This is a genomic window from Clavibacter sp. AC415 (genome assembly GCF_979252985.1).
In genome coordinates this window covers 119360-145777 of the sequence record NZ_CEEDAR010000017.1, presented here as the reverse complement: position 1 = coordinate 145777, position 26418 = coordinate 119360, and the positions used below count along the sequence as shown (strand labels likewise).

Below are 26418 nucleotides of genomic sequence, written 5' to 3'. Positions count from 1 at the left end.
CGCCGGCATGGCCGACGCGCGGAGCATCGTCATCACCGGGGCCGCCGGCCTCGTCGCCCGCGGGGTGCGGCCGCTCCTGCGCGCCGCCGGCCACCGGCTGACCCTCATCGACCTGGTCGACCCGGAGGCGGTCGCGGGCGAGACGGCGATCACGGCCTCCGTCACCGACACGGACGCCGTCCGTGCGGCGATCGTCGGGGCGGACCTCGTCGTGCACCTCGGCGGCCTCAGCCGGGAGCGGTCGTGGGCCGCGCTGGCGGAGGCGAACGTCGAGGGCACCCGCAGCGTGCTCGAGGCCGCCCGCGACACGGGCGTGCGGCGGGTGCTGCTCGCGAGCAGCACGCACGCCGTCGGCTTCCACCCCGTGCCGGCGCAGCCCGTGGACCGGCTCGAACCGCGGCCCGACGGCCTGTACGGCGCGAGCAAGGCCGCCATGGAGGCGCTCGGCTCCGTGTACGCCGACCGCCACGGGCTCGCCGTCGTGAGCGTCCGCATCGGCACGGCCCTCGCGCGGCCCACCACCTCGCGCATGCTCTCCACCTGGCTCTCCTTCCCCGACCTCGCGCGGCTCGTCGAGGCGGTCGCCGCGCTCGACGAGCCCGGCGCGCGCATCGTGTGGGGCGTCTCCCGCAACACCCGCGCCTGGTTCGCGCACGATGCCGGCCACGCCATCGGCTACCACCCGGAGGACGACGCCGAGCAGCTCGCGGCGGACGTGATGCCGCGCGACGTGGACGGCGTGGATCCCGACGCGAACGGCCTCATCGGCGGCGAGTTCGCGTCGGCGGCGCATCCGCTGGGGGAGCCGTGGTGACCCGCGCCGCCGGGGAGCGGGTTCCTGCATCGTCGCCTGCCGCGATGGCGGCGGAGGGCGGCGCCCGGCCCGTCAAGTCGGCGGAGCGCACCCTGGCCCTCCTCGAGCGGCTGGCGGCGTCGGACGAGCCCGTCTCCGTCGTCGAGCTGCACCGGGCGTCCGGATACCCGCGCTCCAGCCTCCACCAGCTGCTGCACACCATGGCCGCCAGCGGCTGGATCGAGATGCTGCAGGACGGCACGCACGTCGCCATCGGATCCCGCGCCCTCGTCGTCGGCACCGCGTACCTCGACCGCGACCGGGCGCTCCCGCACGCAGTGCGGGCGCTCGAGCGCATCCGCGACGACACCGGCTACACCGCCCACTACGCCCGCCGCGAGGGCGACCAGGTGCTCTACCTGGCCACGCGCGAGACCACCGAGTCCCGCCGCGCCACCTCGCGCGTCGGCCGCCAGCTGCCCGCGCACGCCACCTCGCTCGGCAAGGCGCTGCTCGCGGAGCTCAGCCCCGCCGAGCGGCGCGACGCGCTCGGCGACGGCCCCCTGGCCGCCCTCACCGCGCGCACCGTCACGGACCGCGCCGCCCTCGACGCCCAGCTCGACGGCTTCCACGAGCGCGGCTACGCGCACGAGCGCGAGGAGAACCTCGCGGGCGTGAGCTGCGTGAGCGTCAGCGTCGGCTACCGGATCCCCGCCACCGACGCGATCAGCTGCTCCATGCCCGTCGCCCGGGCCGACGACGCGGAGGTCGCCCGGGTCGCCACCGTCATCGGCACGCACGCGCAGCGGCTCGCCCAGGAGCTGCGCTCGGCGGGCGTCCGATGAGCCGCGCGTTCTGCGTCTACCCCTGGGACCTCATCGACGATCCCGATGCGACCGCGCGCGTGCGGGACGCCGGCGCCGGCGGGGTCGCGATCGCCGCCGCGTACCACTCCGTCCGCGCCGCGACGCCCCTGCACCCGCGGCACCGCGTGGTGGACGCCCGCGACGCCGCCCTCTACGTGCCCGTGCGCCCGGAGGCGTGGGGGAGATCCGGCCGAGCGACCACGCGCCCTGGGTCGGGCCGCGCGCGTTCGAGCGCGCCGCCGCCGTCGCGCGGGAGGCGGGGCTGCGCGTCGAGGCCTGGATCGTGCTCACCCACGCGTGCGCGATCGGGGAGCGGCACTCGGAGCTCTCGGTCGTCGACGCGTGGGGGCACGTGCACGTCCACGCGCTCTGCCCGTCGCACCCCGAGGTCCGGGAGTACGCGGCGACCCTCGTCGCCGAGGTCGCCGCCGCGGCACCGCTCGACGGCGTGATGCTGGAGGCCTGCGGGCCCCTCGGCCTCGCGCACCTCAGCGCCCACGAGAAGACGTCGGGCGCCGACTGGTCGGCCGACGTGGAGGCGCTCCTCTCCATCTGCTTCTGCACCGCCTGCGTCGCGGCGCTCGCCGCGGACGGGGTCGATCCGGTTGCCCTCCGCGCCGAGGTGCGGGCCCGCGTCGACGCGGACGGCTCCACCGACGGCCTCGAGGCGGTGCTCGCCGTGCGCGCGCGGGCGCGCCGCCTGCTCCTCGAGGCGTGCGTCGGCGCCGCGCGGGCGGCGGGCGTCGCGCGCGTCGTCGTGCACGCGGATCCCGACCCCTGGGCCACGGGCCCCTTCGCGGCGCTCCTCGACGACGTCGACCTCGTCGACGGCGTCATCCTCGCGGACGCCGTCGTGCACGACCCGGACGCCGTCCGCGCCCTGCGCTCCCGGCTCCCCGGCACCCGGCTGGGCGGCTGGATGTGGGCGATGCCGCCGGCCACGGCCGCGGGGATCCGGGCGGGCTGGCCCCGCGCGATCGCCGGCATCGACGACGCGTACGCGTACCACCTGGGCCTCGTCGGGCCGGAGCGGCTGGCGGCGGTGGGCGACGCCCTGCGCGCGGGTGCGGGTGCAGGTGCGGAAGGCCCCGAGGCCGCGCCGCCCGCGTCCTAGCCGCGCGGCTGCAGCCGCGCGCCCGGCCTCTCAGCGCGCGACGGGCCGCCGCGGCGCCTCGGCCTCGCGGCGGATGACGGCCTTGGCGGCGCGTCCCGCCCGGAAGGTGCTCCAGGCGATCCCGCCGACGAGCAGCAGCGCGCCCCAGCTGGCGACGCTGTTCATGCCGGCGCCCGCCGCGATGCCGCCGATGACCCCGCCGATGGCGACGGGGAGGCACGTCCCGCGCAGCGCCGGGAGCGCCGCCCGGTGGCCGGCGCGCCACGCGGCGTCGCTCGTCATGAGCGGGCGCGTGCGGATGCCGATCCAGCCGTTGCGCTTGAGCACGCCCCACGCGGCCAGCTGGGTGGTGCCGAGGATCAGCAGCGCCGCGACGGCGAGCAGCAGCGCGGGGACACCCATGCGCTCAGCCTGACACGGGAGGGCCCGTCGCGCGCGCTCAGCACTCGATGACGTTGACCGCGAGTCCGCCCGTGGACGTCTCCTTGTACTTGGTGGACATGTCGAGGCCCGTCTGCCGCATCGTCTCGATGACGGTGTCGAGGGAGACGAGGTGCGTGCCGTCGCCGTGCAGCGCCATGCGGGCGGCGTTGACGGCGGTCGAGGCGGCGATCGCGTTCCGCTCGATGCACGGGATCTGCACGAGACCTCCGACGGGGTCGCACGTGAGGCCGAGGTGGTGCTCCATCGCGATCTCGGCCGCGTTCTCGACCTGGCGCGGGGTCCCGCCGAGCACGGCGCAGAGCGCACCCGCCGCCATCGCGCACGCCGTGCCGACCTCGCCCTGGCAGCCGGCCTCGGCGCCCGAGATGGACGCGTTGGCCTTCACGAGCGAGCCGATGGCGGTCGCCGTGAGCAGGAAGTCGCGGATCCCGTCGCGGTCCGCGCCGGGCACGAACCGCAGGTAGTAGGAGCCGACGGCGGGGATGATGCCCGCGGCGCCGTTGGTGGGCGCGGTCACCACGCGCCCGCCGGACGCGTTCTCCTCGTTGACCGCGAGGGCGAACGCGTGCAGCCACTCGTGCGAGGTGTCGCGCGCGCCCTCGGCGTCGATGGCGGCGAGCTGCGACGCGACGCGGGCTGCCCGGCGTCGCACGTTCAGGCCGCCGGGCAGCGTGCCCTGGCCGTCGAGGCCCGAGGAGACGCACGCGGCCATGGCGTCCCAGATCGCGTCGAGGCCGGCGACCGCGCGGCGCGAGCCGTGGATGGACTCCTCGGTGTCGCGCGCGACGTCGGCGATGGAGCGCCCCGTCGACTCGGCGAGGGCGATGAGCTCGTCCGCGTTGGAGAAGGAGTGGGGGAGCCCGGTGGGCAGCACGGCCGAGGGCGCCTGGTCCTCGCGCAGCACGAACCCGCCGCCGACCGAGTACCACGTGCTCTCGAGCACGGTGCCGCCCTCGGCGTCGAGGGCGGCGAGGTGCATCGCGTTGGGGTGCCGGGGCAGGCGCGTGAACGGCTCGAACGTGAGGTCGCGCCCCACCATGCGCACCGGGTGGACGCCCGCGAGCGGCACGTCGACGCCCTCGCCGAGACCGGACCAGCGGCCGCGCACCTCGTCGGGGTCGCACGTCTCCGGCGCGAGCCCGGCGAGGCCCGCGACGACCGCGTCGGGCGTGCCGTGGCCGAGCCCGGTGGCGCCGAGCGAGCCGAACAGCCGCACCGTGACCCGCGTGATCCCCGTCAGCCGCGGCGACGCCGCGCACTCCTCGGCGAACAGCAGGGCCGCGCGCATCGGGCCGACGGTGTGCGAGCTGGACGGCCCGATCCCGATGGAGAAGAGGTCGAGTGCCGAGACGTACGCTGTCATCCCGTCAGACTATGCCGCCGCCTCCGCGCGGTCGGCCGGGCGGCCCCCGACGGGTCCGACGGGGCCGCGCCGGGCGGCCCCGGAGGAGGCGAGCGCCAGCCAGGTCCACCCGACGGCGAGGCCCAGCATGGTGATCACGCCCCGCGGGAAGAAGATGTGGCTGTCGACGAACGAGACGGCCGCGATGACGGCGACCACCGCGCCGGGCAGGGCCCGGAGGCCGGCGCGCCGGATCACGAGGGCGCTCGCGAGCACGGTGACGGCGACGTAGGACCACACGCCCGTGACGACGATGCCGTCGGCGAGCGCGTACATGGTGGTCACCCCCTGGCCGCCCTCGATCTTGAGGGCGCCGGCGGCGATGCCCGCGAGGATGTCGAGCGCCTGGTAGCAGACGGCGTAGGCGAAGCCGAGGACGACGGCCAGGATGCCGAGGCGGCGGTCGTGGCGGCGGGTCAGGAGGATCGGCGCGATGGCGAGCAGCGGGAAGACCGGGAGCAGCGCGATGTGCAGGTCGCGCCACTGCACGGCGGTCGCGGCGGTCAGCTGGGTCGGGTGGCTGAGGCCCGCGGCGGCGAGGGCGAGCGGGGGCAGGGCCACGGCCACGAGGACGGCGGCCGTGCGCGAGCGGGTGGGGGCGGCGACGTCGGGCATGCGGTCATCGTAGGCACGCGGCGGCGACGCATCGGGCGGGATCAGGGGCCCGACAGGAACCCGGGTGCGTCACCCCGGCATGGAGAGAGCCCCCGCCGCCGGACCATGCGGTCGGGCGACGGGGGCTCCGTGGTGCAGGAAGACTAGGCCTTCTTGCGGCCGACGATCGCGCCGTAGACCAGCAGGACGATGATCGCGCCGACGATGGCGAGCGCGAGCGAGCCGAGGTCGAAGCTGTCGACGCCCTTGCCGAAGAGGGCGCTGCCGATGAAGCCGCCGAGGAATGCGCCGACGACGCCCAGGATCAGCGTGACGATGATTCCGCCACCCTGCTTGCCCGGGAGGATCAGCTTGGCGAGCGCTCCGGCGATCAGACCCAGAACCAGAAAACCGATGATGCCCATGTGTTGCTCCTCAAAGATGTCGTGCTGTGTGACACCCGAATGCGGGTGGACGTGCCCCAGTCAAGCACCCGGAGGACTATTTGTGCAAAAACGTTTAGTGGCTACGTCATTGCGCGGCGATGTCCTCCGAGCTGTCCGGGCGCCGGATCCGGGGCGCTCAGGAGCCCGGGGTACCTTCGGCGCATGCGCATCCCCCCCTGTCCGCCGTCCCCGCGAGATCCCCGGCGAGGGGGCAGGAGTCGGTCTGGGACTACCCCCGCCCGCCGCGCGTCGACCCGAGCGGCGAGCACGTCGTGATCGAGCTCGGCGGCCGGGTCGTCGCCGACACCCGGGCCGCCGTCCGCGTGCTCGAGACGAGCCACCCGCCCGTCTACTACATCCCCTCCGACGACTTCGCCGCGGGGGTGCTCTCCTCCGCCGCGGGTCGCTCGTGGTGCGAGTACAAGGGCGAGGCCTCCTACCTCACCCTCGCGGCCGGCGGGGTCACGGCGGAGCGGTCGGCGTGGTGGTACCCGTCGCCGACCCGCGGGTTCGAGCGGCTCGTCGACATGATCGCGGTGTACCCCTCCGCGATGGACCGCTGCACCGTCGATGGCGTGACCGTCGAGGCGCAGGAGGGCGACTTCTACGGCGGCTGGATCACGCCGCGCGTGGTGGGCCCGTTCAAGGGCGCACCCGGCACGCTCGGCTGGTGACCCCCGGGTCCGGGCCGCGCGCGACCGCGCCGCCCGGACCCGCCGCTAGACCGCGGCCTTCCGCGAGCTGATGACGCCGGTGTCGAAGCCGAGCAGGTGCAGCCCGCCGTGGAAGCGCGCGTGCTCGACCTTGATGCAGCGGTCCATGACGACGGTGAGGCCGCGGGCCTCGGCGTCCTCCGCCGCCTCCTGGTTCCAGATGCCGAGCTGCACCCAGATGACGGGCGCGCCCACGGCGACCACGTCGTCCACCACGGACGGGATGTCGCTCGCCTTGCGGAAGACGTCGACGATGTCGGGCACCTCGGGGAGCGACGCCAGGTCCGGGTACGCCCTCTGCCCGAGGATCTCGGTGGCGTTCGGGTTCACGAAGTAGACCCGGTAGCCGCTCGACTGCTGCAGGTACGTGCCGACGAAGTAGCTGGACCTGGCCGGGTTCGGGGAGGCGCCGACGATCGCGACGCTCTTCGCGCGGCGGAGGATCGCCAGCCGCTCCTTGGCGCTCGGGCCCGTCCAGGTGCGCTCCGAGCGGAGCAGCGCCGCGAGCGGGCTGGAGCGGGGGATCGCGCAGGTGAGCCCGTTCTGGAGCTGGGTGGTCTGGGTGCCGTCGGCGCCCGGGTCCTGCACCGGCTCGACGACCTCGGCGGGGGCGTCCGTGGGGACTCGCGCCTCCGCGGCCTGCGCCTCCGCGGCGTCGCCGGCCGCGCGGTCGGCGGACTCCTCGGCGGGGTCGAGCGGCGCCAGGTCGGCGGCGTCCGAGGCCGGGTGGGGCGTGGATCCGGCGCGCTCGGGCGGCACCCCGCCGGTGTCGAAGCTCACTTCGCTCCCTCCGTGGCCGCGGCGAGCGCCTGGTCCAGGTCGTGGATGATGTCGTCGACGTCCTCGATGCCGACGCTGATGCGGACGATGCCGGGCAGCACGCCCGCGTCCACGAGCTGCGCCTCGCTGAGCTGCGCGTGGGTCGTGGAGGCCGGGTGGATGACGAGCGTCTTCGCGTCGCCGATGTTGGCGAGGTGGCTCGCGAGCTCGACCGACTCGATGAAGCGCTGGCCGACGGCGCGGCCGCCCGCGACCTCGAAGGTGAAGACGGAGCCGGGCCCGGTCGGCAGGTACTTGCGCGCGCGCTCGTGGTGCGGGTGCGCGGGGAGGCCGGCCCAGTTGACGGCGGTGATGCGCGGATCCGCGTCGAGCCACTCGGCGACGCGGCGCGCGTTGTCGACGTGCGCCTGCATCCGGTACGGGAGGGTCTCGACGCCCTGCGCGAGGAGGAACGCGGAGTGCGGCGCGAGCGCCGGCCCGATGTCCCGCAGCTGCTCGGCGCGGAGGCGGGTGAGGAAGGCGTACTCGCCGAAGTTGCCGGTCCAGTTGAGGCCGCCGTAGCTCGGCACGGGCTGGTCGAGCAGCGGGAAGCGCGCGCTCTCCCAGTCGAAGAGGCCGGACTCGACGACCACGCCGCCGAGCGTCGTGCCGTGCCCGCCGAGGAACTTCGTGGCCGAGTGGATGACGATGTCGGCGCCCCACTCGATGGGCCGGTTGAGGTACGGCGTGGCGATGGTGGAGTCGATGACGAGCGGGACGCCGGCCGCGTGCGCGACCGCGGCGAGGCCCTCGATGTCGGCGATCTCGCCGGACGGATTCGCGACCGTCTCCGCGAAGACGAGCTTGGTGCGGTCGGTGATGGCGGCGGCGTAGTCGGCCGGGTCGCTCGACTGCACGAACGTGGTCTCCACGCCGAAGCGGCGGAGGGTCACGTCGAGCTGCGTGATGGATCCGCCGTAGAGGTTCGCGGAGGCGACGATGTGGTCGCCCGCGCCCGCGAGCGACGCGAAGGTGATGTACTGCGCGCTCAGCCCGCTCGCCGTGGCGACCGCGCCGAGGCCGCCCTCGAGGCTCGCGACGCGCTCCTCGAACGACGCGACCGTGGGGTTCGACAGGCGCGAGTAGACGTTGCCGTACTTCTGCAGCGCGAAGCGCGCGGCGGCGTCGGCGGTGTCGTCGAAGACGAACGCGCTCGACTGGTAGATGGGGAGGGCGCGCGCGCCCGTGGTGGCGTCGGGGATGTTGCCCGCGTGGATCGCCCTTCGTCCTGAACCCGTACTCGCGATCGACCATGGGGTCACGCTAGCCCGGGCTCCCGACGGTTTCCCGGCCGCGGCGTAATGCGGCGACATCCGGCCCGGCCCCGGATCAGGACAGGCGCACGGCCGCGAGCGCGAGGCCCGCGATGAGCGCCCAGGACAGGAGGCCCGCGGCCAGCGCGGAGCCGCCCTGGCCGACGAGCTCGCGGAGGCGCACCGCGGATCCGAGGGCCACGAGCGCGACGGCGAGGAGCGCCGTCTGCGCGACCTGCGCCGCCTCCAGCACGCCGTCCGGCAACGGCACGAAGGTGCGCACCAGCACGGCGGCGAGGAAGCCGAGGACGAACAGCGGCACGATCGGGGGGCGGGCGGCGCCCTCGACGCGGCCCTCGCGGCGGCGCATGACCACGCCGGCGACGGCGACCACGGGCGCGAGCAGGAGCACACGGGTGAGCTTCACGGCGATGGCGATGGTGAGGGCCGCGGATCCGGCGATCTGCGCCGTCGCCACGACCTGGCCCACGTCGTGCACGCCCGCGCCCACCCAGTGCCCGAAGGCCACGTCGTCGAGGCCGAGCGGGCCGGCGAGGGGCGGCAGGACGGCGATCGCCAGGGTGCCGCACAGGGTCACGAGCGCGACGGGCGCGCCCTGGTCGGCCGGCTTCGCGCGCGTGACGCCCGCCATCGCGCCGATCGCGCTCGCGCCGCAGATGGAGAAGCCGGTGGCGAGGAGGAGCGGCTGCTGCCCCGGCATGCGCAGCGCGCGGGCGATGGCCCAGGTGCCGGCGAACGACAGCACCACCACGGCGACCACGAGCAGCACCGCGCGCCAGCCGAGGCCGACGATGTCGGAGAGGCCGAGCTGCAGGCCGAGGAGCACCACGCCGATCCGCATGAGCCGCTTCGACGCCAGCGTGAGCCCCGGCTTCAGCGGGCCGGTGAGGGCGGGGCGCGCGGCCGGCACCTGCGCCGCGACGATGCCGAGCGCCACCGCCACCGTGAGCAGCGGGACCGCCGGGACGAGGGCGTGCACCCCCCACGCCGCGAGCGCGGCGGCAGCCGCCGCGGCGAGGCCGGGGAGCGCGGGGTGGAGGCGCGAGGCGGTGGCGGGCATCAGATCCAGCCCGAGGGGATCCAGGCGTGCAGGCGCCAGAACCAGGTGGGGATGAGCTGCCCGGTCCAGAGCGGGTAGAAGAAGGCGCTCACGAGGATGCACGCGGCGAGCACCGAGCCCACGACCACGAGGCCGCGCGTGCGCCGCCGCCGGGGATCCGTGCGGTCGCCGAGGACCATGCCGAGCACCATCGCGAGGCACAGGATGAGGTACGGCTCGAAGGCGATCGAGTAGAACTGGAAGACCGTGCGGTTCACGTAGAGCAGCCACGGCAGGTAGCCCACGACCATGCCCATGAGCACGAGGCCCACGCGCCACTCGCGCCGGGCGGCGAGGCGGTAGAGCAGGTACAGCATCGCGGCCACGGAGAGCCACCAGATGAGCGGGTTCGCGATCGACGTGATCGACGCCGAGCACGCGTCGATCGTGCAGCCGGCCTCGCCGGGGCCGTAGGCCTCGTAGTAGAACTGCGTCGGCCGGTAGAGCAGCAGCCAGAGGCGCGGATCCGCCCGGTACGGGTGCGTCACGTCGAGCCCCACGTTGAACTCGTACTGCTGCGACAGGTAGTGCCAGAGGCTCTGCACGGGCAGCGGCACCCAGCCGAGGCCGCCCTCCCAGGCGTTCCGCCCCTCCGCCGCCCAGCCGCGGAAGTACCCGTTCGAGGTCGCGAACCACCCCGCGTACGACGCGAGGAAGGCGGCGACCGCGGGCGGCACGAGGAGGAGCGCCGAGACCGGGCCCTGCATCACCGCGCCGGCCGTGAACCACGCGCGGCGAGGCCGTGGCGGCGGCGCAGCAGCATGTCGGTGAGCACCGCGTAGAGGCCGAAGCCCGCGAGGAAGAAGATCCCCGACCACTTCACCGACGCGGTCGCGCCGAACGCGATGCCGGCGGCGACGAGCCACGGACGCCAGAGGACCACGGGCCCCCACTCGAGCGGGAGGGCGCTCTCGGGCCGGGCGTCGCGCCGGAGGGCGAGGAGGCGCTCGAAGCGCCGCTCGTGCCAGGTGCGGTCGAGGAGGACGGCCCCGAACCCGAGCAGGCCGAAGAACATGACGTGCGTGTCGAGGAGCGCGATGCGGCTCATCACGATGGCGTGGCCGTCGATGGCGAGGAGGAGCCCGGCCATCGCGGCGACGACCGCGGAGCCGGTCAGGCGGCGGGCGATGAGCATGAGGAGGGCGACGGCGAGAGTGCCGACGACGGCCGTGGCGATGCGCCAGCCCACCGGGTCGCCCGCGCCGAAGACCGCGAGCCCGAGGGCGATGACCCACTTGCCGAGCGGCGGATGCGCCACGAACGCGGGCGCGATCAGGTACTCGTCCGTCCGGCCGGCGATGAAGTCCGGGTTCGGCTCGGTCGGCCACGAGCCCTCGTAGCCGAGGTGGAGGAGCGTCCACGCGTCCTTGACGTAGAAGGTCTCGTCGAACACGAGCGTCGCCGGGTGGCCGAGGCTCTGGATGCGGAGCACGGCCGCGAGCAGGGTGATGAGGATCGGCGCACCCCAGTGCGACGCGCGGCGGCGGCCGGGCGTCGAGACGAGGCGCGCCCAGGCGTCGTCGAGGCGGGATCCGCGGGCGGTGAGCGCGCGCTCGTCGGCGCGGCGGGACACGCGCGTGGGCACGTCGACCGCGAGGGCGGTGCCGTCCGCGGGCATGCGCTCGTCGACTCCGTTCCCGGCAGGGCGGTGGGGCATGTCGGGCACGGCTCATCATCGCATGCGGGTGCGCGGCGTCCGGGGCGGCGGACGCTCCGCGGCGGGCCGTGACGCCGCGGCGGGACGACGGCCCGGCTCCGGCCCCGCTCCCCGTCGACACGGCGGATGCCCGGCGCTACGGTCGGCATGTCGACCGACCGCGCACGAAGGGGAGTCCCGTGCTCATCGCCCTCTGGGCCGTCTCCGCCATGCTGGCCGTCGCCATGCTCGGCGCCGGGATACTGAAGCTGGTCCGCTCGCGTCAGGCCCTCGTCGACGGCGGGATGCCGTGGGCCGAGGGCTTCCCCGCGGGTGTCGTGAAGGCCATCGCCGCCCTCGAGGTCGTCGGGGCGATCAGCCTGGTCCTGCCGCTGGCCACCGGCATCGCGCCGGTGCTCAGCCCCGTCGCGGCGGTCGGCCTCGCGGTGCTGATGGCCGGCGCCGTCGTCGTGCTTGCCCGCCGCCGCGAGCCCGTCGTGCCGCCGCTCGCGCTCCTCGTGCTCGCGCTCGCGGCGGCCGTGCTGGGCTTCGTCGCCCTTGGCTGACGTCCGGCCGCGGCTACTCGGCGTCGTCCTCGGCGGCGTCCGGCTCGTCGTCGAGCAGCAGGAAGAGGCCCGCGTAGGGCTCCAGCTGCACCGGGAAGCTGGACAGGTCGTCGACCTGGCCGATGACCTCGTCGGTGGTGGCGTCGCGCACCGCGCGGCGGCTCGGCAGGTGCTCGGAGCGCACTGTCGCGAGGATGGGCTCGCCCGTGAAGTTCAGCACCGTGAGCTGCAGGCGCGCGTCGCCCGACGGGTCGCCGTTGTCGAGGCGGTGGACCATCACGAGCATGCCGGGGTGGCCGACGTCCGGCACGTCGAGCTGGGTGCCGACGGCCACGTCGAAGCGCTCGCGCACCTCGAGGACGCTGCGGAGTCCGGACGCGAACGAGGCCGGGTCCTCGATCTGCGCGGGGAGGGATCCGTACAGCGAGCGGCCGCGCGGCATGCCGGCGCCGGACGCGGTCGCCTCGGGCGCCGCGTCGAGCAGGTCGTGGCCGCCCCGGTGCACCCAGCGCGTGTCGCCGCCCTCGATGAGGTCGGCCACCTGCGACGCCTGCAGCGGAAGCACGCCGAGCAGGTCCCATGCCGAGAGGGCGAAGACGCCCGGCTGCCAGGCGTTGAACTTCGCCAGCAGGAGGTGCGCGGCGCGGATCCCGTCCACGTCGTCGTCCCCGATCGCGTCGAGGGTCGTGAAGCCCTGCGCGGCCGCGATGACCGAGGTCGTGGTGCAGGCGATGCCGTTGGTCGTGAACACGTGGTTGTAGTCGGCGCTGTCGCCCGTCAGCTCCTCGAGGAGGTCGCCGCGGATCGTCTCCGCGAGATCGGCGCCCGTCATCTCGGCGCCCCGGAAGGGGAAGACGTCGGCGCAGTGCTCGGTGGCCCAGTGCACGAGCTCGTACGTGAGCTCGTCGTGGTTCTGCAGCGCGTGCACGAGGGTCACGGGCTCGACGCCCACCTCGAGCGAGGTGCGGAGCGTGAGCCGCAGGAACTCCGTGTCGCCGGTCGCGAGGGCGTGCTGGTACGCGGGCCGGTTGATGAAGTCGTAGGAGAGGTCGGCGCCGACGCGGCCGGTGTCGCGGATGTCCTCCATCGTCAGGTTCAGCTCCTGGAAGGAGAATCCGCCGACCTTGCGCACCATGCTCGCGATGAGGTGGTTCGCCGCCTCGGAGAGCGGGTGGCCCTCGGACCAGGCCGGCCCCTCGACGCTCTTCTCCACGCCCAGGAAGCCGTTCGCGTCGAGCCGCAGGGCGCTCGCGCCGAGGTCGCCGAGCGAGTGCAGGGCGTCGCCGATGACCATGCGCATGCCGGCGAACGTGGGGTCCAGCCAGTTGATGGAGGGCTGGCCCTGCTTGAAGTAGTGCAGGTACACCCAGCGGCGGGTGCGTCCGTCGACGCCCAGCACGGGCGCGGTGGCGCTCCAGTTGGTCTCCTTGACGCCGGGGGCGTAGAAGATGACGCGCTGCAGGCGCCCGATGATGTAGCCCTGGTCGGCGAGCGCCTGCTCGGCGGCCACGTCGAGGTTCACGGCGTCGCGGCCGGGGAGCACGTCCGGCAGCAGGTGCCAGTCCTCCTCGGGGATCTCGACCATGTGGTAGATCCCGGGGAAGTCCTTGTAGCCCATCTCGGCGAGGCGGAAGTCGGCGCCCTTGCCCGTGTGGCCGGGCACGATGTCGTCGATGACGCTGCCGCCGTGCTGGTCGGCGACCTCGGTGAGGCGGCGGAACTCGTCCTCCGTGCCGAAGGCCGCGTCGATCTGGGTGCTGATGCGGTCGAAGTGGCCGTCGACGCTCGCGGTCTGCGACCACTCGGTGATGCCGCCGGCGAGCTTCACGGGGCCGGTGTGCACGGCCTCGATCCCGATGCGCTGGAAGATCTCCCACAGCTGCGGGTCGCCGAGGGCGGCCAGGTACGACTCACCGCCCTTGGTGATGAGCGAGATCGGGTAGGCGGTGAACCAGACCGACGCGGTGTCGATGGCGCGGCGCGCGTCCGGGCGGGCGTAGGGGTTCGACCACATGCTGGGCGAGCCGGACAGGCCGCGGCTCAGCACGTCGGCGTCGCCGAGCATCGACTGGCGGCGGAGCCACTCGACGTAGGAGGGGTTCGACGCGTCGGCGGCACGCGGGTCGGACGACGAGCGGCGGATCCCGCTGGCCCGCATCTGCGGCCGGGAGCGCAGGCGCGCGGGGCGCGCCGGGAAGCGGTTGTCGTCGTACGTGATCTCCGTGGGCTCCGGCTCGGGGACGGCGTGCGTCTCGATGGCGTCCGTCGGGATGGCGTCGTCCACGTGGTGCTCCTCGCAGGTGGTGGTGGTGCGTCGCGCCCGGTCCGGGCGCCGTCGGCCCCGCGGGGCCGCTCTGACGAGCGTACGCAGGATGAGGGACGTCGTGGAGCGTGGCGCGGGCGGGCCGGGGCGGATCGGGAAGCGCGTCCCCGCTCGCTTGCAAGCGGATCAGCTCTCCGCTTAGAGTGATCCGGACGCACTGTCCGCTACGGAGACGAGGAGCCGCATGCCCGAGACCACCCGCATCGCCCGTGCGCCGCGCGCCGACGCCCGTCGGAACCGCGACCTCCTCCTCGACGTCGCGGAGCGGCACTTCGCCGAGCACGGCGTCGACGGACCCCTGGACGCCATCGCGAAGCGGGCCGGCGTGGGCCCCGGGACCCTGTACCGGCACTTCCCGACGCGCGAGGCCCTGCTCGCCGCACTCCTCGCCGCCCGCGACGACGCTGTCGTGGCCGAGCGGGAGCGCCTGCGGAGCGCGTCCTCCGACACGGGCGAGGCGCTGGCCGGATGGCTCGACGCGGTCGTCACCTGGGCGTCCGCGTTCGACGGGCTCCCCGAGCCGCTCCGGGCTGCCACGCGGACCGATGCGTCACCGCTCGCCACCCGCTGCGCGGGCTTCATCACGACGACCGAGGAGTTCCTGACGGCGGCCCAGCGCGACGGGCACGCCCGACCGGGCATCCGGGCGCGTGACCTGTTCCTCGCCGCCCTCGCGACCAGCTGGGTGCGCGGGGCCGCGCTCGCGGACGACGCGTCCGCGACGTCGCTCGCCGCCCTGACGCGGTCCGGATGGGCGTCGTCGTCGTCCGGCGGGCCCGCCGCCGCGTCCGCCGCGGATCGGCACTGACCACGAACGCCGACGGGGATCCCCGCCGGCCACCACGAGCACGACCAGGAGGAGACAGCGCATGGATCGCATCGGGATCATCGGCAGCGGAGACATCGGCACGGCGATCGCCCGGCTGGCCGTCGCCGCGGGGCACGAGGTGCTCATCGCGAACTTGCGGGGCCCGGCGTCGCTCGCGGGCCTGATCGAGGAGTTGGGCCCGAGCGCGCGGGCGGGCGACGTGGCGGAGGCGGCCGCGTTCGGGGACGTCCCCGTGCTGGCGGTGCCACTGGGGGCCTACCCCTCGCTCCCGGCCGATGCGCTCGCCGGCCGCGTCGTCCTGTCGACGGGCAACTACTATCCGCACCGGGACGGGCGCATCGCGCCGCTGGACGCCCTCGCGGCGACGACCGCCGAGCACGAGCAGGCGCTCCTGCCCGGCGTGGCGATCGTGAAGGCGTTCAACAACATCCTGTTCCGGCACATCCCCGCGCTCGCGCACTCCGCCCCGAGGACCGCGCTGCCCGTCTTCGGCGATGACGCGGGGGCGGTGGAGCGCGTGGTGGCCGTCGTCGACGAGCTCGGCTTCGACGCGATGGCCGCCGGCACGCTCGCCGACTCGTGGCGTGCGGAGCCGGAGTCCGGCGCGTACACCGCCACGTACGCCGCCGACCCCGACCTCTTCGCGCACGACTACCTCGCGGACCCGGGGGCCCCCGTGTCCGCGGCACGCCTCCGGGAGGTGCTCGCCGCGTCGCGCCGGCCGGACGTGGGCGCGCGTCGCTTCTGACCTCGCCGCCCGGCGGCCGGGGCGTATCGGCGGGGGCGCGGGGAGGCCGCCGCGCCGACGCGCATGCCGGCGTCGGGGCCGTGCCCGTCGTCGAGTCCCGCCGGATCGTCCCCGTCGCGCCCGAGGTCGCGTTCGCGATCTCCCAGACGCAGGGCGCCGTCCGGAAGCGGTGGGATCCGTTCATCGCCCACCAGCACCTCATGGGCGGCGCGACCGAGCCGGCGAAGGGCGTCCGCACGTTCACGGTCTCGCGCCTGGGGCTCAGCATGGGGAGCGAGTACGTCTCGCACCAGCCGCCCACGAACGTCGGCATGCGCATGACCCAGGGGTCGTGGTTCTTCGCCCGCATGGGCGGAGGCTGGCGCTTCGCGGCCGCCGAGGGCGAGCCGGGCCGCACGCTCGCGACCTGGCGCTACGACTTCGCCTGCCGGCCCGCCTGGCTCGCACCCCTGGCCGAGCGCATCGGGGCGTGGATCCTGCAGCGCGACATGGACCGGCGCATCGACGGGTTCGCGCGCGGGTGCCAGGATCCGGTGGTGCTCGCGGCGGTCGGCGCGGGAGTCGGCGCGGGCTCGGGCTCCGGCGTCACGGGCTCCGGCGTCACGAGCTGACGCGTGTTCCTGCGGAGGGAGCGGCGGTGGCCGGACACCTGGGGGCTCATCGCCATCGGCGTCGTGCTGTGCGTCGTCTCGGTGCTCGGCCTCACGGGGGCGTTCGGCGAGATCGACAGCGCGGGGAGGCTGGACACGATCGTGCTGTTCGGCGTGCCGCTCGGGCTCTTCGCGATCGGTGCGGGCGTGGTGAACGCGGTCCGCGGCGGGAGCGCCCGGGACGGCACCGACCCGGACGGCCCCGATGCGGACGAGGACGAGGACGACGCAGCCGAGGGCGGGCCGGCCCGCGGGTGATCGCCCGCGTGCCGGCCCGCCCGGGTGCCCGCCGCGGCTCAGTCCCGCAGTGCGAGTTCCAGAAGTCGGGGACCTTCACGTACACGAAGCGCCGGCCCTCATGCACGCAGTAGGTGGCCGTGGTCGCGATGAATGCGCTCGCCCCCGCGCTCATCGCGGACACGGCCGCGCACACGACCGCGCCGTGGCCGACGCAGGTCGCGCCGATCGATAGGAGGACGACCGCGGATGCCGCCACCCCCGCCACGAACCCCCTCGACGGGACGGCGAAGGTCTTCCAGTGGAAGACCTTGCTCCGCCAGTGCGCATCGGCGGTGACCGGATCGGGGTACCGCGCCGACCCGGCCCGTCCTCGAGCCCCGGCGCCTCGCCGGCGGCCATGCCCGCGCGGAGGTCCTCGACCTCCTCCGTCGCCTGACGCGTCAGAGCCGCGCGGGACGAGGGCGATGCCGTCCCCGTCGCGAGGACCACGTCGACGATCTGGTCCACCGTGATGCGGCCCGACACGACGTCCTGGGGGAGGGTCCGGTGCTCCACGGAGGCGGAGATCGCCGACCGGGCGTCGCCCAGAGGGTCGGCGGAGGCCGGAGTCGGCGCGGCCAGGGAGGAGGCGGCCACGGCGACGGCGAGGACGACGGCCGCCCTCGGGACCAGGCCGCGGAGGCGGTGCCGGCGGGTCGCCGGCGCGCGGCGTGCGGTCGAGGCGCGGCGGTCGGCCGCCGGAGCGGCGCCCGTCGGAGCGGCGGCTCCGGGCGGGACCGGGGGCAGCGGGGCGGGGAGCGGGCGGACGGTGGTCATGGTGGCCTTCCGGAGGGGATGGGCCGACGGGGTCGTCGGCGTGCCGACGAGGATGCTCGCGGATGGGAGGAGACGGTAGGGCGCGGGAGGGCACCGCCGCGCGGCCGCCGCACAGCCCGCCATCGCGTCCGCGCCCGGACCGGATGGGATGATCGACCGGTGATCATCCTCGGCGCGACCCCCATCGGCAACCTGGGCGACGCGTCGCGGCGGCTCGTGGAGGCCCTCGGCTCCGCCACCGTCGTCGCCGCGGAGGACACCCGGACGACCATCCGCCTGCTCGGCGCCCTCGGCGTCGAGAACCGGCCGCGCCTCATCGCGCTGCACGACCACAACGAGCAGGAGCGCTCCGCCGACCTCGTCGAGCTCGCGCGCGAGACCGACGTGCTCGTCCTCTCGGACGCCGGCATGCCGGCCATCTCCGACCCCGGCTTCCACCTCGTGGAGGCGGCCGCCGCCGCGGGCGTCCGCGTGACCGCGCTGCCCGGGCCGAGCGCCGTGATCACCGCGCTCGCCGTCTCGGGCCTCCCCACGGACCGCTTCACGTTCGAGGGCTTCCTGCCGCGGAAGGGCGGCGACCGACGTCGCGTGCTCCGCGAGCTGGTGCGCGAGCGCCGCACGATGGTGTTCTTCGAGTCCCCGAACCGGCTGCAGGCGTCGCTCGAGGACGTGGTCGCCGAGTGGGGCCCGGATCGCCGCCTGGTCGTCTGCCGCGAGCTCACGAAGCTGTACGAGGAGGTGCGCCGCGGCACCGCGGCCGAGCTCGCCGCGTGGGCGGCCGAGGGCGTGCGCGGGGAGATCGTGGTCGTCGCGGAGGGGGCCGCGGCCCTCGAGATCGACCTCGCCACGGGCGTCGCGCAGGTGCTGGAGCTCGTGGCCGACGGGGCCCGCCTGAAGGACGCCGCGGGCACCATCGCGGAGGCGACCGGCCTCGGCAAGCGCGACCTGTACCAGGCGGCGTTGCAGGCCAGGTGATGCCGGCGGTCGCGGCAGGCCCGGGCGTCGGCGCCTAGCCGGTCGGATCCTGCGCGCGGCGCTCGCGGAACGCGACCATGTTCATCCGATTGCCGCAGCGCACGCTGCAGAACCGCTTCGAGCCGTTGCGCGACAGGTCGACGAGCACGCCGTCGCAGTCGTCGGCGGCGCACACCCGGAGCCGGTCGGTCGCGTCGGAGCGCACCACGTCGACCAGCGCCATCGCGGCCTCCACGAGCACGCGGTCGGCGAGCGGCGCGTCGTCGGGCGTCGCGTGCAGGTGCCAGTCGAGGGCGTCGTGCCGGACGAGCCGGGGGAGGCGCGGTGGCGGGCGAGCAGCTCGTTGACGGGATCCACCATGGCGTCGCGGTCGAGGGTCCAGATCTCGCGCAGCCGGGCGCGGGCCTCGTGCACCTCGCGGAGCTCGCGCTCATCGCGGTCGAAGCGGCCGGAGAACCCGTTGCGGGTCATCAGATCGGCGAGCTGCTCCGGGGTGGACAGCAGGTCGAGGCCGGTCCGGGTGGCGCGCGGGGCCGTGTTGAGGATGACGGCGTCGAACGTGAGCACGTCCTCCGTGTCAGGGGCGAAAAGCAATTTGACTCCTTATCCGAGTCCAGTTTAACGTCAGGACCGTAGGCCGCTTGGCCCCTGACGGAACGAGCACACCATGGAACGCCGCCACCTCACCACCGGCCTGGTCCTCGCGATCGTGGCCGCCGCGTCCTTCGGGCTGTCCGGCGCCTTCGTGAAGCCCCTGCTCGCCGCCGGCTGGAGCCCGGTCGCCGCCGTCACGCTGCGGGCGGTCATCGGCGGGCTGATCCTCGCCCCCGTCGCGCTCGTCCAGCTCCGCGGCGACCTCCGCCCCGTCCTCCGGGCCTGGCGGCGCGTGCTCGGCATGGCGGTCGTGGGCGTGGCCGGCGCGCAGGTCCTGTACTTCGCGGCGATCGAGCGGATCCCCGTGGGAACGGCCATCCTCATCGAGTTCATGGCGCCGCTGCTGCTCGTCGCGGTGGCGTGGGTCGTGACCCGGCGGCGGCCCGCGCTGCCGGTGCTCCTCGGATCCGTCGCGGCCGCCGGCGGGCTCGCGCTCGTGGTCGCGCCCTCCGGGGGCGGGGCGCTGGATCCCGTCGGCCTCCTCTTCGCGGTCGGCGCCATGGTCGGCTGCGCCGGCTACTTCGCCATCGCCGCGCGGGGAGCGGACGGCCTGCCGCCCGTGGCGCTCGCCGCCGCGGGCCTCCTGGTCGCCGCGGTGCTGCTGGGGATCGTCGGCGTGACGGGCCTCGTGCCCTTCACCGGATCCACCGCCGACGTGGAGGTGCTGGGGGACGTCGTGCCGTGGTGGGTGCCGATGCTCGTGGTCGGCGTCGTCGCCACCGCCCTCGCGTACGGCGCGGGCATCACGTCGGGCTCGATGCTGGGATCCCGCCTCGCGTCGTTCACGGGCCTGCTCGAGGTGGCGGCGGCCGGTGCCTGGGCGTGGCTGCTGCTCGGCGAGGCGCTCACGGCGCTCCAGCTGGTCGGCGGGGTGCTGATCGTGGCGGGCATCGTCGCGGTGCGCTTCGACGCGCGGGCGGACGCGCTGCCCGGCGGCGCGGAGGCCGGGACCGCGGCGGCAGCGGCGGCCGTCGCCTCGTCCGGATCCTCGCCGGGATCCGGGCCCGCGCTACGGGGCCGGTGACTCCGCCGCGTCCACCGGCTCGAGGTGCCGCAGCACGCGCTTGAGGTGCATCGCCGTGAGCACGCCGGGCCCCATCGCGCGGCCGAGCTCCTGCGACCGGCGGTCCACCGCCTCCACGAGCAGGCGCACCCGACGGGCGGCCTCGCCCATCGCGCGGTGCCGCTCGGGGGAGTCCGGGTCGTCGAGTTCGAGCACGTCGGCCACCGCGTGGCACGCGGCGCGGACGGGGGCGGCGACGTCGCGGTCGAGGGCGGACGACCCGCGCTGCTGCCAGATGGTGTCGGCGAGCGCGGCGGAGACGTCGCGCACGTGCCAGACGATCTGGTCCATCGCCTCGAGCCGGGCGTGGTCGATGCGCACGTCCCGCTTGTTCACCAGCGCCCGCGGGTTGCCCTTCCGGCTCTCGTCGGCCTCCCGCAGGTCGGCGCGCACGGCCCGCGCGGTGTCGGCGAGGCCCTCGCTCGCGCGGATCCAGTCGGCGTGGGCGGGCGGCGCCTCGGACTCCACGGCATCGCCGACCTCCCGGAGGCGCTGGGCGACCTCGCGCTGGAAGTCGCTGATGCGGGCGCTCGCCGCCCCGCTCGACAGCCGGGGGATCACGAGCACGTTGACGAGGAGCCCGGTCACGACGCCCACGGCCATCTGCGCGACGTAGCCGAGCGAGTACTGGTCGGCGTCCTGCCCGCCGATGATGAGCACGAACAGCGCCGCCATCGGCACGTACTCGCGGCCGGCGCCGAACCAGCCGGAGCCCGAGAGGATCACGCCGATGCCGACGATCACGGGGATCGACCACCACGACGGACCCGTGGTCATGATGACCCCGGTCGCGAGCAGGATCCCGCCCCGAGGCCCAGGAGCGTCTGCAGGCCCGTCCGCGCGGACCCCATGAGCGTCGGGTACATGCTCACCAGCGCGCCGAGCGGCGCGTAGTAGGGGTACTCGCTCGCGACGCCGGGCACGTAGGGCGCCACCGCCCAGGCGATGCCGACCGCGAGCGCGGTCTTCGCGGCGAGGACGAGGCGGCCGGGGGAGGTGGCCGCGCGCCAGGCGCCGACGACGGCGTCCCGGACGCGATGGGTGACCATGCCCGAGGCTATCGACGCGGGGAGGGCGCGACCGGGCCGGCGGTCGGCCCGCGGCCGGGCGCCACGAGCCAGGCGTCGACCGGGTCCTCGCGCTCCACCCGGAAGCCGGCCCGCTCGTACAGGCGCCGGGCCGGGCTTCCCTGCAGCACGTCGAGGCGGAACGGCCGGCCGTCGTCGTGCCGGTCCATGAGGTCGGCGAGCACCTCGCCGCCGATGCCGCGGCCCTGCGCCGCGGGGTCCAGGTAGAGGTGCTCGACCCACCACGCATCCGGCTCCTCGCGGCAGGCCACGAGTCCGGCGTCGCGGCCGTCGACGCGGATGACGGAGGTGCGCTCGGCGGCCCACCCGTCGAGGAGGCGGCGGCGGACCCGCACCGGATCGAAGCGCCCGAGCCGCTCGAGGTCGGGGCGGAGCACGACGGCGCGGAGCTCGGCCATCCAGGCCGCGTCGTCGGGGAGCGCGGGGCGGAGGATCCAGGCGGGGAGGGGCCCTGCTGCCCGCCGCAGGTCCCGCTCCATGCAGACGCTCGTCGGATCGGCGGCGTACGGGCCGAAGCGGGGCACGTGCCGGTACCCGGCGCGCTCGTAGAGGGCGATCGCGGCGGTCTGCGGCAGACCCGTCTCCAGCCGCATGAGCGAGGCGCCCGCCTCCCGGGCGGTGGCCTCCGCCGCCGCGAGCAGCGCCCGGCCGACGCCGAGGCCGCGCGCCGCGTCCGTGACGAACACCCGCTTCAGCTCCGCGGATCCGTCGTCGCCGTCCACGACCGCCGCCGTGCCGAGCGCGCGCCCGTCCTCGCGCGCCACGAGGAAGGCCACCCCCGGCCGCTCCAGCGCGGCGACGTCGAGCGAGTGGTAGCTCTCCGCGGGGTACAGCGCGAGCGCGTACTCGTCGGCCTGCCGCAGCAGCGGCAGCACGTCGTCGCGGCGGGGGGACTCCGGGGAGACGATGAGCACACGCCAGCGTAGGACGGGCCGGGCGGTGGATACGCTGGACCGGTGCCGCGCGGACGAGGCCCCGAGCCCTCCGCGTCCGGCGCCCGACCGTGAGGAACAGCATGCAGATCCACCGCGTCCGCGTCCACCGCAGCGACGAGGCCCTGCCTCCGGGGAGCAGCTGGCGGGGCGCATCGCCGCCGTCGCCGCGGATCCCGTCGAGGTCGACGCCGACGTCACCGAGATGATCGTCAACCGCATCATCGACAACGCGGCCGTCGCCACCGCCTCGCTCACGCGGGCGCCCGTCGTCGCGGCGCGTGCGCAGGCCCTCGCGCACGGGCCGTCCACGGGCGGTGCCGGCGCCACGGTCGTGGGAGCGGATCCCGCCACCCGCGTGAGCGCCGAGTGGGCGGCCTGGGCGAACGGCGTGGCCGTGCGCGAGCTCGACTACCACGACACCTTCCTCGCCGCGGAGTACTCGCACCCGGGCGACAACATCCCGCCGATCCTCGCCGCCGCGCAGCACGCCGCCGCGGCCGGGCGCCCGGACGGCCGCCCGATCACCGGCGCGGACGTCGTGCGCGGCATCGCGACCGGCTACGAGATCCAGGTGGACCTCGTGAAGGCCATCAGCCTGCACGCGCACAAGATCGACCACGTCGCGCACCTCGGCCCGTCGGCCGCCGCCGGCATCGGCACGCTCCTCGGCCTCGACGCGGAGACGGTGTTCCAGGCCGTCGGCCAGGCCCTGCACACGACCACCGCGACCCGGCAGTCGCGCAAGGGCGCCATCAGCACGTGGAAGGCGCACGCTCCGGCCTTCGCCGGGAAGATGGCGGTCGAGGCGATCGACCGGGCCATGCGCGGGCAGACGAGCCCCACGCCCATCTACGAGGGCGAGGACGGCGTGATCGCGTGGCTCCTCGACGGCCCCGGCGCCGGCTACGACGTGCCGCTGCCCGGGCCCGGCGAGGCCAAGCGGGCGATCCTCGACACGTACACGAAGGAGCACTCGGCCGAGTACCAGGCGCAGGCGTGGATCGACCTCGCCCGGCGACTGCACCACGCGCACCCGGTGCTCGCCGACGCGGACGCCGTCGACCGCGTCCTCATCCACTCGTCGCACCACACGCACGTGGTCATCGGATCCGGCGCCAACGACCCGCAGAAGTACGACCCGCGGGCCAGCCGCGAGACCCTCGACCACTCGATCCCGTACATCTTCACGGTCGCCCTGCAGGACGGCGCTTGGCACCACGTCGACTCGTACGCGCCCGAGCGCGCCGGCCGTCCCGACACGGTCGACCTGTGGCGCCGCGTCACGACGACGGAGGACCCCGAGTGGACGCGCCGCTACCACTCGATGGACCCGGCGGAGAAGGCGTTCGGCGGCCGCGTCGAGATCCGCCTGACGGACGGCTCGACCATCGTCGACGAGATCGCCGTCGCCGACGCGCACCCGCTCGGCGCCCGGCCGTTCGCGCGCGCCGACTACGTCGCCAAGCTCCGAACCCTCGCCGACGGCGTGCTCGAGGAGGCCGAGGTCGACCGCTTCCTCGCGCTCGTCGAGCGCCTGCCGGAGCTCACGGCCGACGAGCTCGCCGGCCTCACCGTCACCGCCCGACCCCGGCCTCCTCGAGCGCGCCGGCTCCCCGAAGGGACTCCTCTAGTGCTGCACTCCGCCCTCACCGCCGCCGCCAAGCGCCGCGCGTTCCGCGAGCGCCTCGCGAGCGGCGAGCTGATCCGCATGCCGGGCGCGTTCAACCCGCTGTCGGCCCGGCTCATCCAGGACAAGGGCATGGACGGGGTCTACATCTCGGGCGCCGTGCTCTCCGCCGACCTCGGGCTGCCGGACATCGGGCTCACGACCCTCACGGAGGTCGCCGGCCGCTCGCAGCAGATCGCGCGCGTCACCGACCTGCCGTGCCTCGTCGACGCCGACACGGGCTTCGGCGAGCCGATGAACGTGGCCCGCACGGTGCAGATGCTGGAGGACGCGGGCGTCGCGGGCCTCCACATCGAGGACCAGGTGAACCCGAAGCGCTGCGGCCACCTCGACGGCAAGCAGGTGGTCGACGAGTCGACCGCGCTGAAGCGGATCCGTGCGGCGGTCGACGCCCGCCGCGACCCGGACCTGCTGATCATGGCCCGCACCGACGTGCGCGGCGTCGACGGCATGGACGCCGCCGTCGACCGGGCCCGCGCGCTGGTCGACGCGGGCGCCGACGCGATCTTCCCCGAGGCGATGGCCGACCTCGCCGAGTTCGCGGCGATGCGCGCCGCGGTGGACGTGCCGATCCTCGCCAACATGACCGAGTTCGGGAAGAGCGAGCTGTTCACCACCTCCCAGCTGCGCGACGTGGGCGTGGACATCGTCATCTACCCGGTCTCGCTGCTGCGCCTCGCGATGGGCGCCGCCGAGCGCGGCCTCGACGCGATCCTCGAGGAGGGCACGCTCGCCGCGAAGGTGCCCGAGATGCAGACCCGCGCCCGCCTCTACGAGCTGCTCGACTACGCCGGCTACACCGCCTTCGACGAGGACGTCTTCACCTTCACGCTCGAGGGGAACCGCGGCGGGGCGTGATGCCGCCGCGGTCGGCGGCCCACCCGATCGGGAGGGTGGCCGTCGACCCCGGCCTGTGGTCGACTCGGGGCAGCGGAAGGAGCGGGCATGCGGCGACGCGAGGACGACCTCCGACACGACCCCGTCTTCACGCGGACGATGACCCGCCTCTCCGTGGCGGCCCTCGCGGTCGGCGCCGCGGCGTTGGCCACGGTCGTCCTCGTGGCGTCCCACCCGCCCGAGCCGACCGTCGTGGGGGAGCGCTTCGACGCTGTCGGCGCGGGGCTGGTGAGGTTCGAGGGCCCGGCGCACACGGATCCCGAGGTGCGGTGGCTCGACGTCGGGGAGCGATTCCTCGTCACGACGTACGGTTCGTCCACCTGCCCGGAGGCACCGACGGCGGTGCTACCCGCCGACGGCGGCCTGCGCATCCGGATGGATCGCATGGGCGGGCAGGCCTGCAGCGAGGACCTCGGCCCCACCTCCTACGCGGTCGACGTGCCCGAGGAGGCGGCGCACGAGGCGCGACTCGCCGTGGTCCTCGACCGCGAGGACCAGCCGCCACTCGATCTCGTGCTCGCGCCGGAGTGAGGAGGTCGTCCCCTTCCGCCCGGAGGGGAACCGCGGCGGGCGTGATGTCGGCCCGGCGAGCGGCGCCGCCCCTCAGAGGCGGACGACGCGGTACGTCTCGTCGACCGCGAACCCGGCGCGGGCGTAGAGGGGGATCGCGCGGGTGCTGGAGTGCACGCGCACGTAGCGGCAGCCGGCATCGCGCGCCACGTCGAGCAGCGCCTCGAGGAGGCGTGCGCCCGTGCCCGAGCCGCGGAGCGCGGGCAGCACGTACACCGACTGGACGTCGCCGGCGACGCGGCTGAGGTCGTCGGGCGTCGGCGGCCGGTCCGTGAGGGCGATCCAGGCCATGCCCGCGATCTCGCCGCGGGCCTCCGCGACGAGGCACCGGTGCGTGGCGGCGTGCGCCTCGGCGAAGGCGACGGTCGCGGCGGCGTACCCGGCGGCGTCCGTTGCGGGGTCCATGCCCGACTCGTCGACGCTCCACCGCCAGCGCAGCTCGGCGACGCGCGGCAGGTCCTCGGGGCGCGCCGGGCGGATGATGACGGCGGGATGCGCGGTCGGCCCGGCGGCGTCGGCGTCGGCGGCGTCGGGGTCGTCCGGTCGGTCGCGGGGCGGATCGGCGGGAGCGCTCATGGACCGAACCTACGTGCCGCGGTCAGCCGCCGCAGAGCCCGTCGCGCACGGTCTCCGCGAGCGCCCGGCGGCGGCGGGCGTGCACGCCGTCCGGCTCGTCGGCGGTCGCCACCGTCGTGATCGAGATCTGCGCCCAGCTCGCGGCCGTGGCGATGAGCACGCTCCAGACGTCGTCGGGGTCGAGGTCCGCCCGGATCCGGCCCGCGGTCTGGGCGGCGACGATGTCGCGCCGGTGGCCCGCGTCGTGCTCCTCGAGGCCGGGGTAGAGGTAGCCGGCCGGCTCGCGCTCGAGGCGCTTCCACATCACGAGGCGGGCGAGCGCGGGATCGGCCAGGTAGTCGTCGTAGAGCAGCGCCGCGTAGCCGGGCAGGTCGTCGGCGGTGAAGGGCACGCGGTCGCCGTTCGCGATCACGTGCTCGGCGAAGACGGCGTCGAACAGGCGGTCCTTCGCCCCGAAGTGCGCATAGAGCATGGGCTTGCTCATGCCGGAGGCGGCGGCGATGCGGTCGACGCGCGCTCCGGCGATGCCCCGCGCGGCGAACTCCTCGGTGGCGGCGTCGAGGATGCGCTGGCGGGTGCGGTCGGCCGTCGTCATGCCCTC

General features: G+C 75.1%; 27 protein-coding genes and 3 pseudogenes. 14 read left to right on the top strand and 16 right to left on the bottom strand.

Annotated elements, in window-relative coordinates:
• The first annotated feature begins 7 nt into the window (after positions 1-7).
• The 3 genes from ACZ411_RS10075 to ACZ411_RS10065 all read left to right on the top strand — a co-directional run bounded on the left by ACZ411_RS10075 (position 8) and on the right by ACZ411_RS10065 (position 2773).
• On the top strand, positions 8-814 hold the full coding sequence (locus tag ACZ411_RS10075) for an NAD-dependent epimerase/dehydratase family protein (RefSeq protein WP_464170353.1): 807 nt from the start codon (positions 8-10) through the stop codon (positions 812-814).
• Positions 808-1638, top strand: coding sequence for an IclR family transcriptional regulator (locus ACZ411_RS10070; protein ID WP_464170351.1), 831 nt, complete (start codon positions 808-810; stop codon positions 1636-1638). The genes ACZ411_RS10075 and ACZ411_RS10070 overlap by 7 nt, the downstream gene beginning before the upstream one ends.
• Positions 1639-1834: 196 nt before the next feature.
• Positions 1835-2773 carry a hypothetical protein gene (locus ACZ411_RS10065; RefSeq protein WP_464170349.1) on the top strand — a complete coding sequence of 313 codons (939 nt, stop codon included), beginning with the start codon at positions 1835-1837 and terminating at the stop codon, positions 2771-2773.
• Between the two features lie 30 nt (positions 2774-2803).
• Here the strand turns inward: ACZ411_RS10065 and ACZ411_RS10060 are convergent, their stop codons facing one another.
• The 4 genes from ACZ411_RS10060 to ACZ411_RS10045 all read right to left on the bottom strand — a co-directional run bounded on the left by ACZ411_RS10060 (position 2804) and on the right by ACZ411_RS10045 (position 5638).
• Positions 2804-3175: an SdpI family protein gene (locus ACZ411_RS10060; RefSeq protein WP_104344171.1), complete on the bottom strand. Its 372-nt coding sequence runs from the start codon at positions 3173-3175 to the stop codon at positions 2804-2806.
• A 37-nt stretch (positions 3176-3212) separates the two neighbouring features.
• Complete coding sequence (locus tag ACZ411_RS10055) at positions 3213-4580, bottom strand: L-serine ammonia-lyase (RefSeq protein ID WP_464170345.1); 1368 nt, start codon at positions 4578-4580, stop codon at positions 3213-3215.
• A 9-nt stretch (positions 4581-4589) separates the two neighbouring features.
• Positions 4590-5234 (bottom strand): hypothetical protein, encoded by a 645-nt coding sequence (locus ACZ411_RS10050; protein WP_464170343.1) that lies wholly within the window; start codon positions 5232-5234, stop codon positions 4590-4592.
• A gap of 143 nt (positions 5235-5377) precedes the next feature.
• Positions 5378-5638, bottom strand: a complete 261-nt coding sequence (locus ACZ411_RS10045) for a GlsB/YeaQ/YmgE family stress response membrane protein (protein ID WP_015491009.1) — start codon at positions 5636-5638, stop codon at positions 5378-5380.
• 293 nt (positions 5639-5931) lie between these two features.
• Here ACZ411_RS10045 and ACZ411_RS10040 point away from each other — a divergent pair, with 293 nt between their 5' ends.
• The gene (locus ACZ411_RS10040; protein WP_464170332.1) at positions 5932-6333 is read left to right on the top strand and encodes a DUF427 domain-containing protein; all 402 of its coding nucleotides are present in this window, start codon (positions 5932-5934) and stop codon (positions 6331-6333) included.
• Positions 6334-6378: 45 nt separating this feature from the next.
• Here the strand turns inward: ACZ411_RS10040 and ACZ411_RS10035 are convergent, their stop codons facing one another.
• The 5 genes and pseudogenes from ACZ411_RS10035 to ACZ411_RS10015 form a co-directional block, all read right to left on the bottom strand.
• Positions 6379-6897, bottom strand: a complete 519-nt coding sequence (locus ACZ411_RS10035; protein WP_181034776.1) for a CoA-binding protein — start codon at positions 6895-6897, stop codon at positions 6379-6381.
• A 251-nt stretch (positions 6898-7148) separates the two neighbouring features.
• Positions 7149-8445: pseudogene (locus ACZ411_RS10030) on the bottom strand (O-acetylhomoserine aminocarboxypropyltransferase/cysteine synthase family protein).
• 75 nt (positions 8446-8520) lie between these two features.
• On the bottom strand, positions 8521-9525 hold the full coding sequence (locus ACZ411_RS10025) for a YeiH family protein (protein ID WP_104344167.1): 1005 nt from the start codon (positions 9523-9525) through the stop codon (positions 8521-8523).
• Positions 9525-10271 carry a dolichyl-phosphate-mannose--protein mannosyltransferase gene (locus tag ACZ411_RS10020; protein WP_464170535.1) on the bottom strand — a complete coding sequence of 249 codons (747 nt, stop codon included), beginning with the start codon at positions 10269-10271 and terminating at the stop codon, positions 9525-9527. The genes ACZ411_RS10025 and ACZ411_RS10020 overlap by 1 nt, the downstream gene beginning before the upstream one ends.
• The gene (locus ACZ411_RS10015; RefSeq protein ID WP_464170533.1) at positions 10271-11221 is read right to left on the bottom strand and encodes a phospholipid carrier-dependent glycosyltransferase; all 951 of its coding nucleotides are present in this window, start codon (positions 11219-11221) and stop codon (positions 10271-10273) included. The genes ACZ411_RS10020 and ACZ411_RS10015 overlap by 1 nt, the downstream gene beginning before the upstream one ends.
• Positions 11222-11400: 179 nt before the next feature.
• Here ACZ411_RS10015 and ACZ411_RS10010 point away from each other — a divergent pair, with 179 nt between their 5' ends.
• Entirely contained in the window at positions 11401-11766 is a 366-nt protein-coding gene (locus ACZ411_RS10010) for a DoxX family protein (protein WP_464170329.1), read from the top strand.
• Between the two features lie 13 nt (positions 11767-11779).
• Here ACZ411_RS10010 and treS read toward each other — a convergent pair whose 3' ends face one another.
• Positions 11780-14050: a maltose alpha-D-glucosyltransferase gene (gene treS / locus ACZ411_RS10005; protein ID WP_374953162.1), complete on the bottom strand. Its 2271-nt coding sequence runs from the start codon at positions 14048-14050 to the stop codon at positions 11780-11782.
• A gap of 223 nt (positions 14051-14273) precedes the next feature.
• On the opposite strand from treS, the gene ACZ411_RS10000 reads away from it, so the two are divergent.
• The 5 genes from ACZ411_RS10000 (at position 14274) to rsmI (ending at position 18347) form a co-directional block, all read left to right on the top strand.
• Positions 14274-14897 carry a TetR/AcrR family transcriptional regulator gene (locus ACZ411_RS10000; protein WP_464170326.1) on the top strand — a complete coding sequence of 208 codons (624 nt, stop codon included), beginning with the start codon at positions 14274-14276 and terminating at the stop codon, positions 14895-14897.
• Between the two features lie 61 nt (positions 14898-14958).
• On the top strand, positions 14959-15666 hold the full coding sequence (locus tag ACZ411_RS09995; protein WP_464170324.1) for an NADPH-dependent F420 reductase: 708 nt from the start codon (positions 14959-14961) through the stop codon (positions 15664-15666).
• An 80-nt stretch (positions 15667-15746) separates the two neighbouring features.
• Positions 15747-16277, top strand: a complete 531-nt coding sequence (locus tag ACZ411_RS09990) for an SRPBCC family protein (RefSeq protein WP_464170322.1) — start codon at positions 15747-15749, stop codon at positions 16275-16277.
• A gap of 3 nt (positions 16278-16280) precedes the next feature.
• Positions 16281-16574 (top strand): hypothetical protein, encoded by a 294-nt coding sequence (locus ACZ411_RS09985; RefSeq protein ID WP_464170320.1) that lies wholly within the window; start codon positions 16281-16283, stop codon positions 16572-16574.
• A 957-nt stretch (positions 16575-17531) separates the two neighbouring features.
• Complete coding sequence (rsmI, locus tag ACZ411_RS09980) at positions 17532-18347, top strand: 16S rRNA (cytidine(1402)-2'-O)-methyltransferase (RefSeq protein WP_094116450.1); 816 nt, start codon at positions 17532-17534, stop codon at positions 18345-18347.
• Positions 18348-18381: 34 nt separating this feature from the next.
• Here the strand turns inward: rsmI and ACZ411_RS09975 are convergent.
• Positions 18382-18941 (bottom strand): annotated as a pseudogene (locus tag ACZ411_RS09975) (CGNR zinc finger domain-containing protein).
• Between the two features lie 73 nt (positions 18942-19014).
• On the opposite strand from ACZ411_RS09975, the gene ACZ411_RS09970 reads away from it, so the two are divergent.
• A complete protein-coding gene (locus tag ACZ411_RS09970; protein WP_464170318.1) occupies positions 19015-20025 on the top strand; it encodes an EamA family transporter in 1011 nt (336 codons plus the stop codon).
• Here ACZ411_RS09970 and ACZ411_RS09965 read toward each other — a convergent pair.
• Genes ACZ411_RS09965 through ACZ411_RS09955 form a run of 3 tightly spaced genes read right to left on the bottom strand, consistent with a single transcriptional unit; the run spans position 20011 to position 22066 of the window.
• Positions 20011-20841, bottom strand: a complete 831-nt coding sequence (locus tag ACZ411_RS09965) for an aromatic acid exporter family protein (protein WP_464170316.1) — start codon at positions 20839-20841, stop codon at positions 20011-20013. The two genes, ACZ411_RS09970 and ACZ411_RS09965, sit on opposite strands and share 15 nt — an antisense overlap.
• Positions 20838-21113, bottom strand: coding sequence for a hypothetical protein (locus tag ACZ411_RS09960; protein ID WP_464170314.1), 276 nt, complete (start codon positions 21111-21113; stop codon positions 20838-20840). The genes ACZ411_RS09965 and ACZ411_RS09960 overlap by 4 nt, the downstream gene beginning before the upstream one ends.
• Before the next feature lie 8 nt (positions 21114-21121).
• A complete protein-coding gene (locus ACZ411_RS09955; protein ID WP_464170312.1) occupies positions 21122-22066 on the bottom strand; it encodes a GNAT family N-acetyltransferase in 945 nt (314 codons plus the stop codon).
• A 101-nt stretch (positions 22067-22167) separates the two neighbouring features.
• On the opposite strand from ACZ411_RS09955, the pseudogene ACZ411_RS09950 reads away from it, so the two are divergent.
• The 3 genes and pseudogenes from ACZ411_RS09950 (at position 22168) to ACZ411_RS09940 (ending at position 25202) form a co-directional block, all read left to right on the top strand.
• Positions 22168-23718, top strand: a pseudogene (locus ACZ411_RS09950) (MmgE/PrpD family protein).
• On the top strand, positions 23718-24632 hold the full coding sequence (prpB, locus tag ACZ411_RS09945) for a methylisocitrate lyase (RefSeq protein ID WP_464170310.1): 915 nt from the start codon (positions 23718-23720) through the stop codon (positions 24630-24632). The pseudogene ACZ411_RS09950 and the gene prpB overlap by 1 nt, the downstream one beginning before the upstream one ends.
• 87 nt (positions 24633-24719) lie before the next feature.
• On the top strand, positions 24720-25202 hold the full coding sequence (locus ACZ411_RS09940; protein ID WP_464170308.1) for a hypothetical protein: 483 nt from the start codon (positions 24720-24722) through the stop codon (positions 25200-25202).
• A gap of 72 nt (positions 25203-25274) precedes the next feature.
• On the opposite strand, the gene ACZ411_RS09935 is transcribed toward ACZ411_RS09940, so the two are convergent.
• Both ACZ411_RS09935 and ACZ411_RS09930 read right to left on the bottom strand, forming a co-directional pair.
• On the bottom strand, positions 25275-25817 hold the full coding sequence (locus ACZ411_RS09935; RefSeq protein WP_464170306.1) for an N-acetyltransferase family protein: 543 nt from the start codon (positions 25815-25817) through the stop codon (positions 25275-25277).
• Between the two features lie 22 nt (positions 25818-25839).
• Positions 25840-26412, bottom strand: a complete 573-nt coding sequence (locus ACZ411_RS09930) for a TetR/AcrR family transcriptional regulator (RefSeq protein WP_464170304.1) — start codon at positions 26410-26412, stop codon at positions 25840-25842.
• Between the last annotated feature and the right edge of the window lie 6 nt (positions 26413-26418).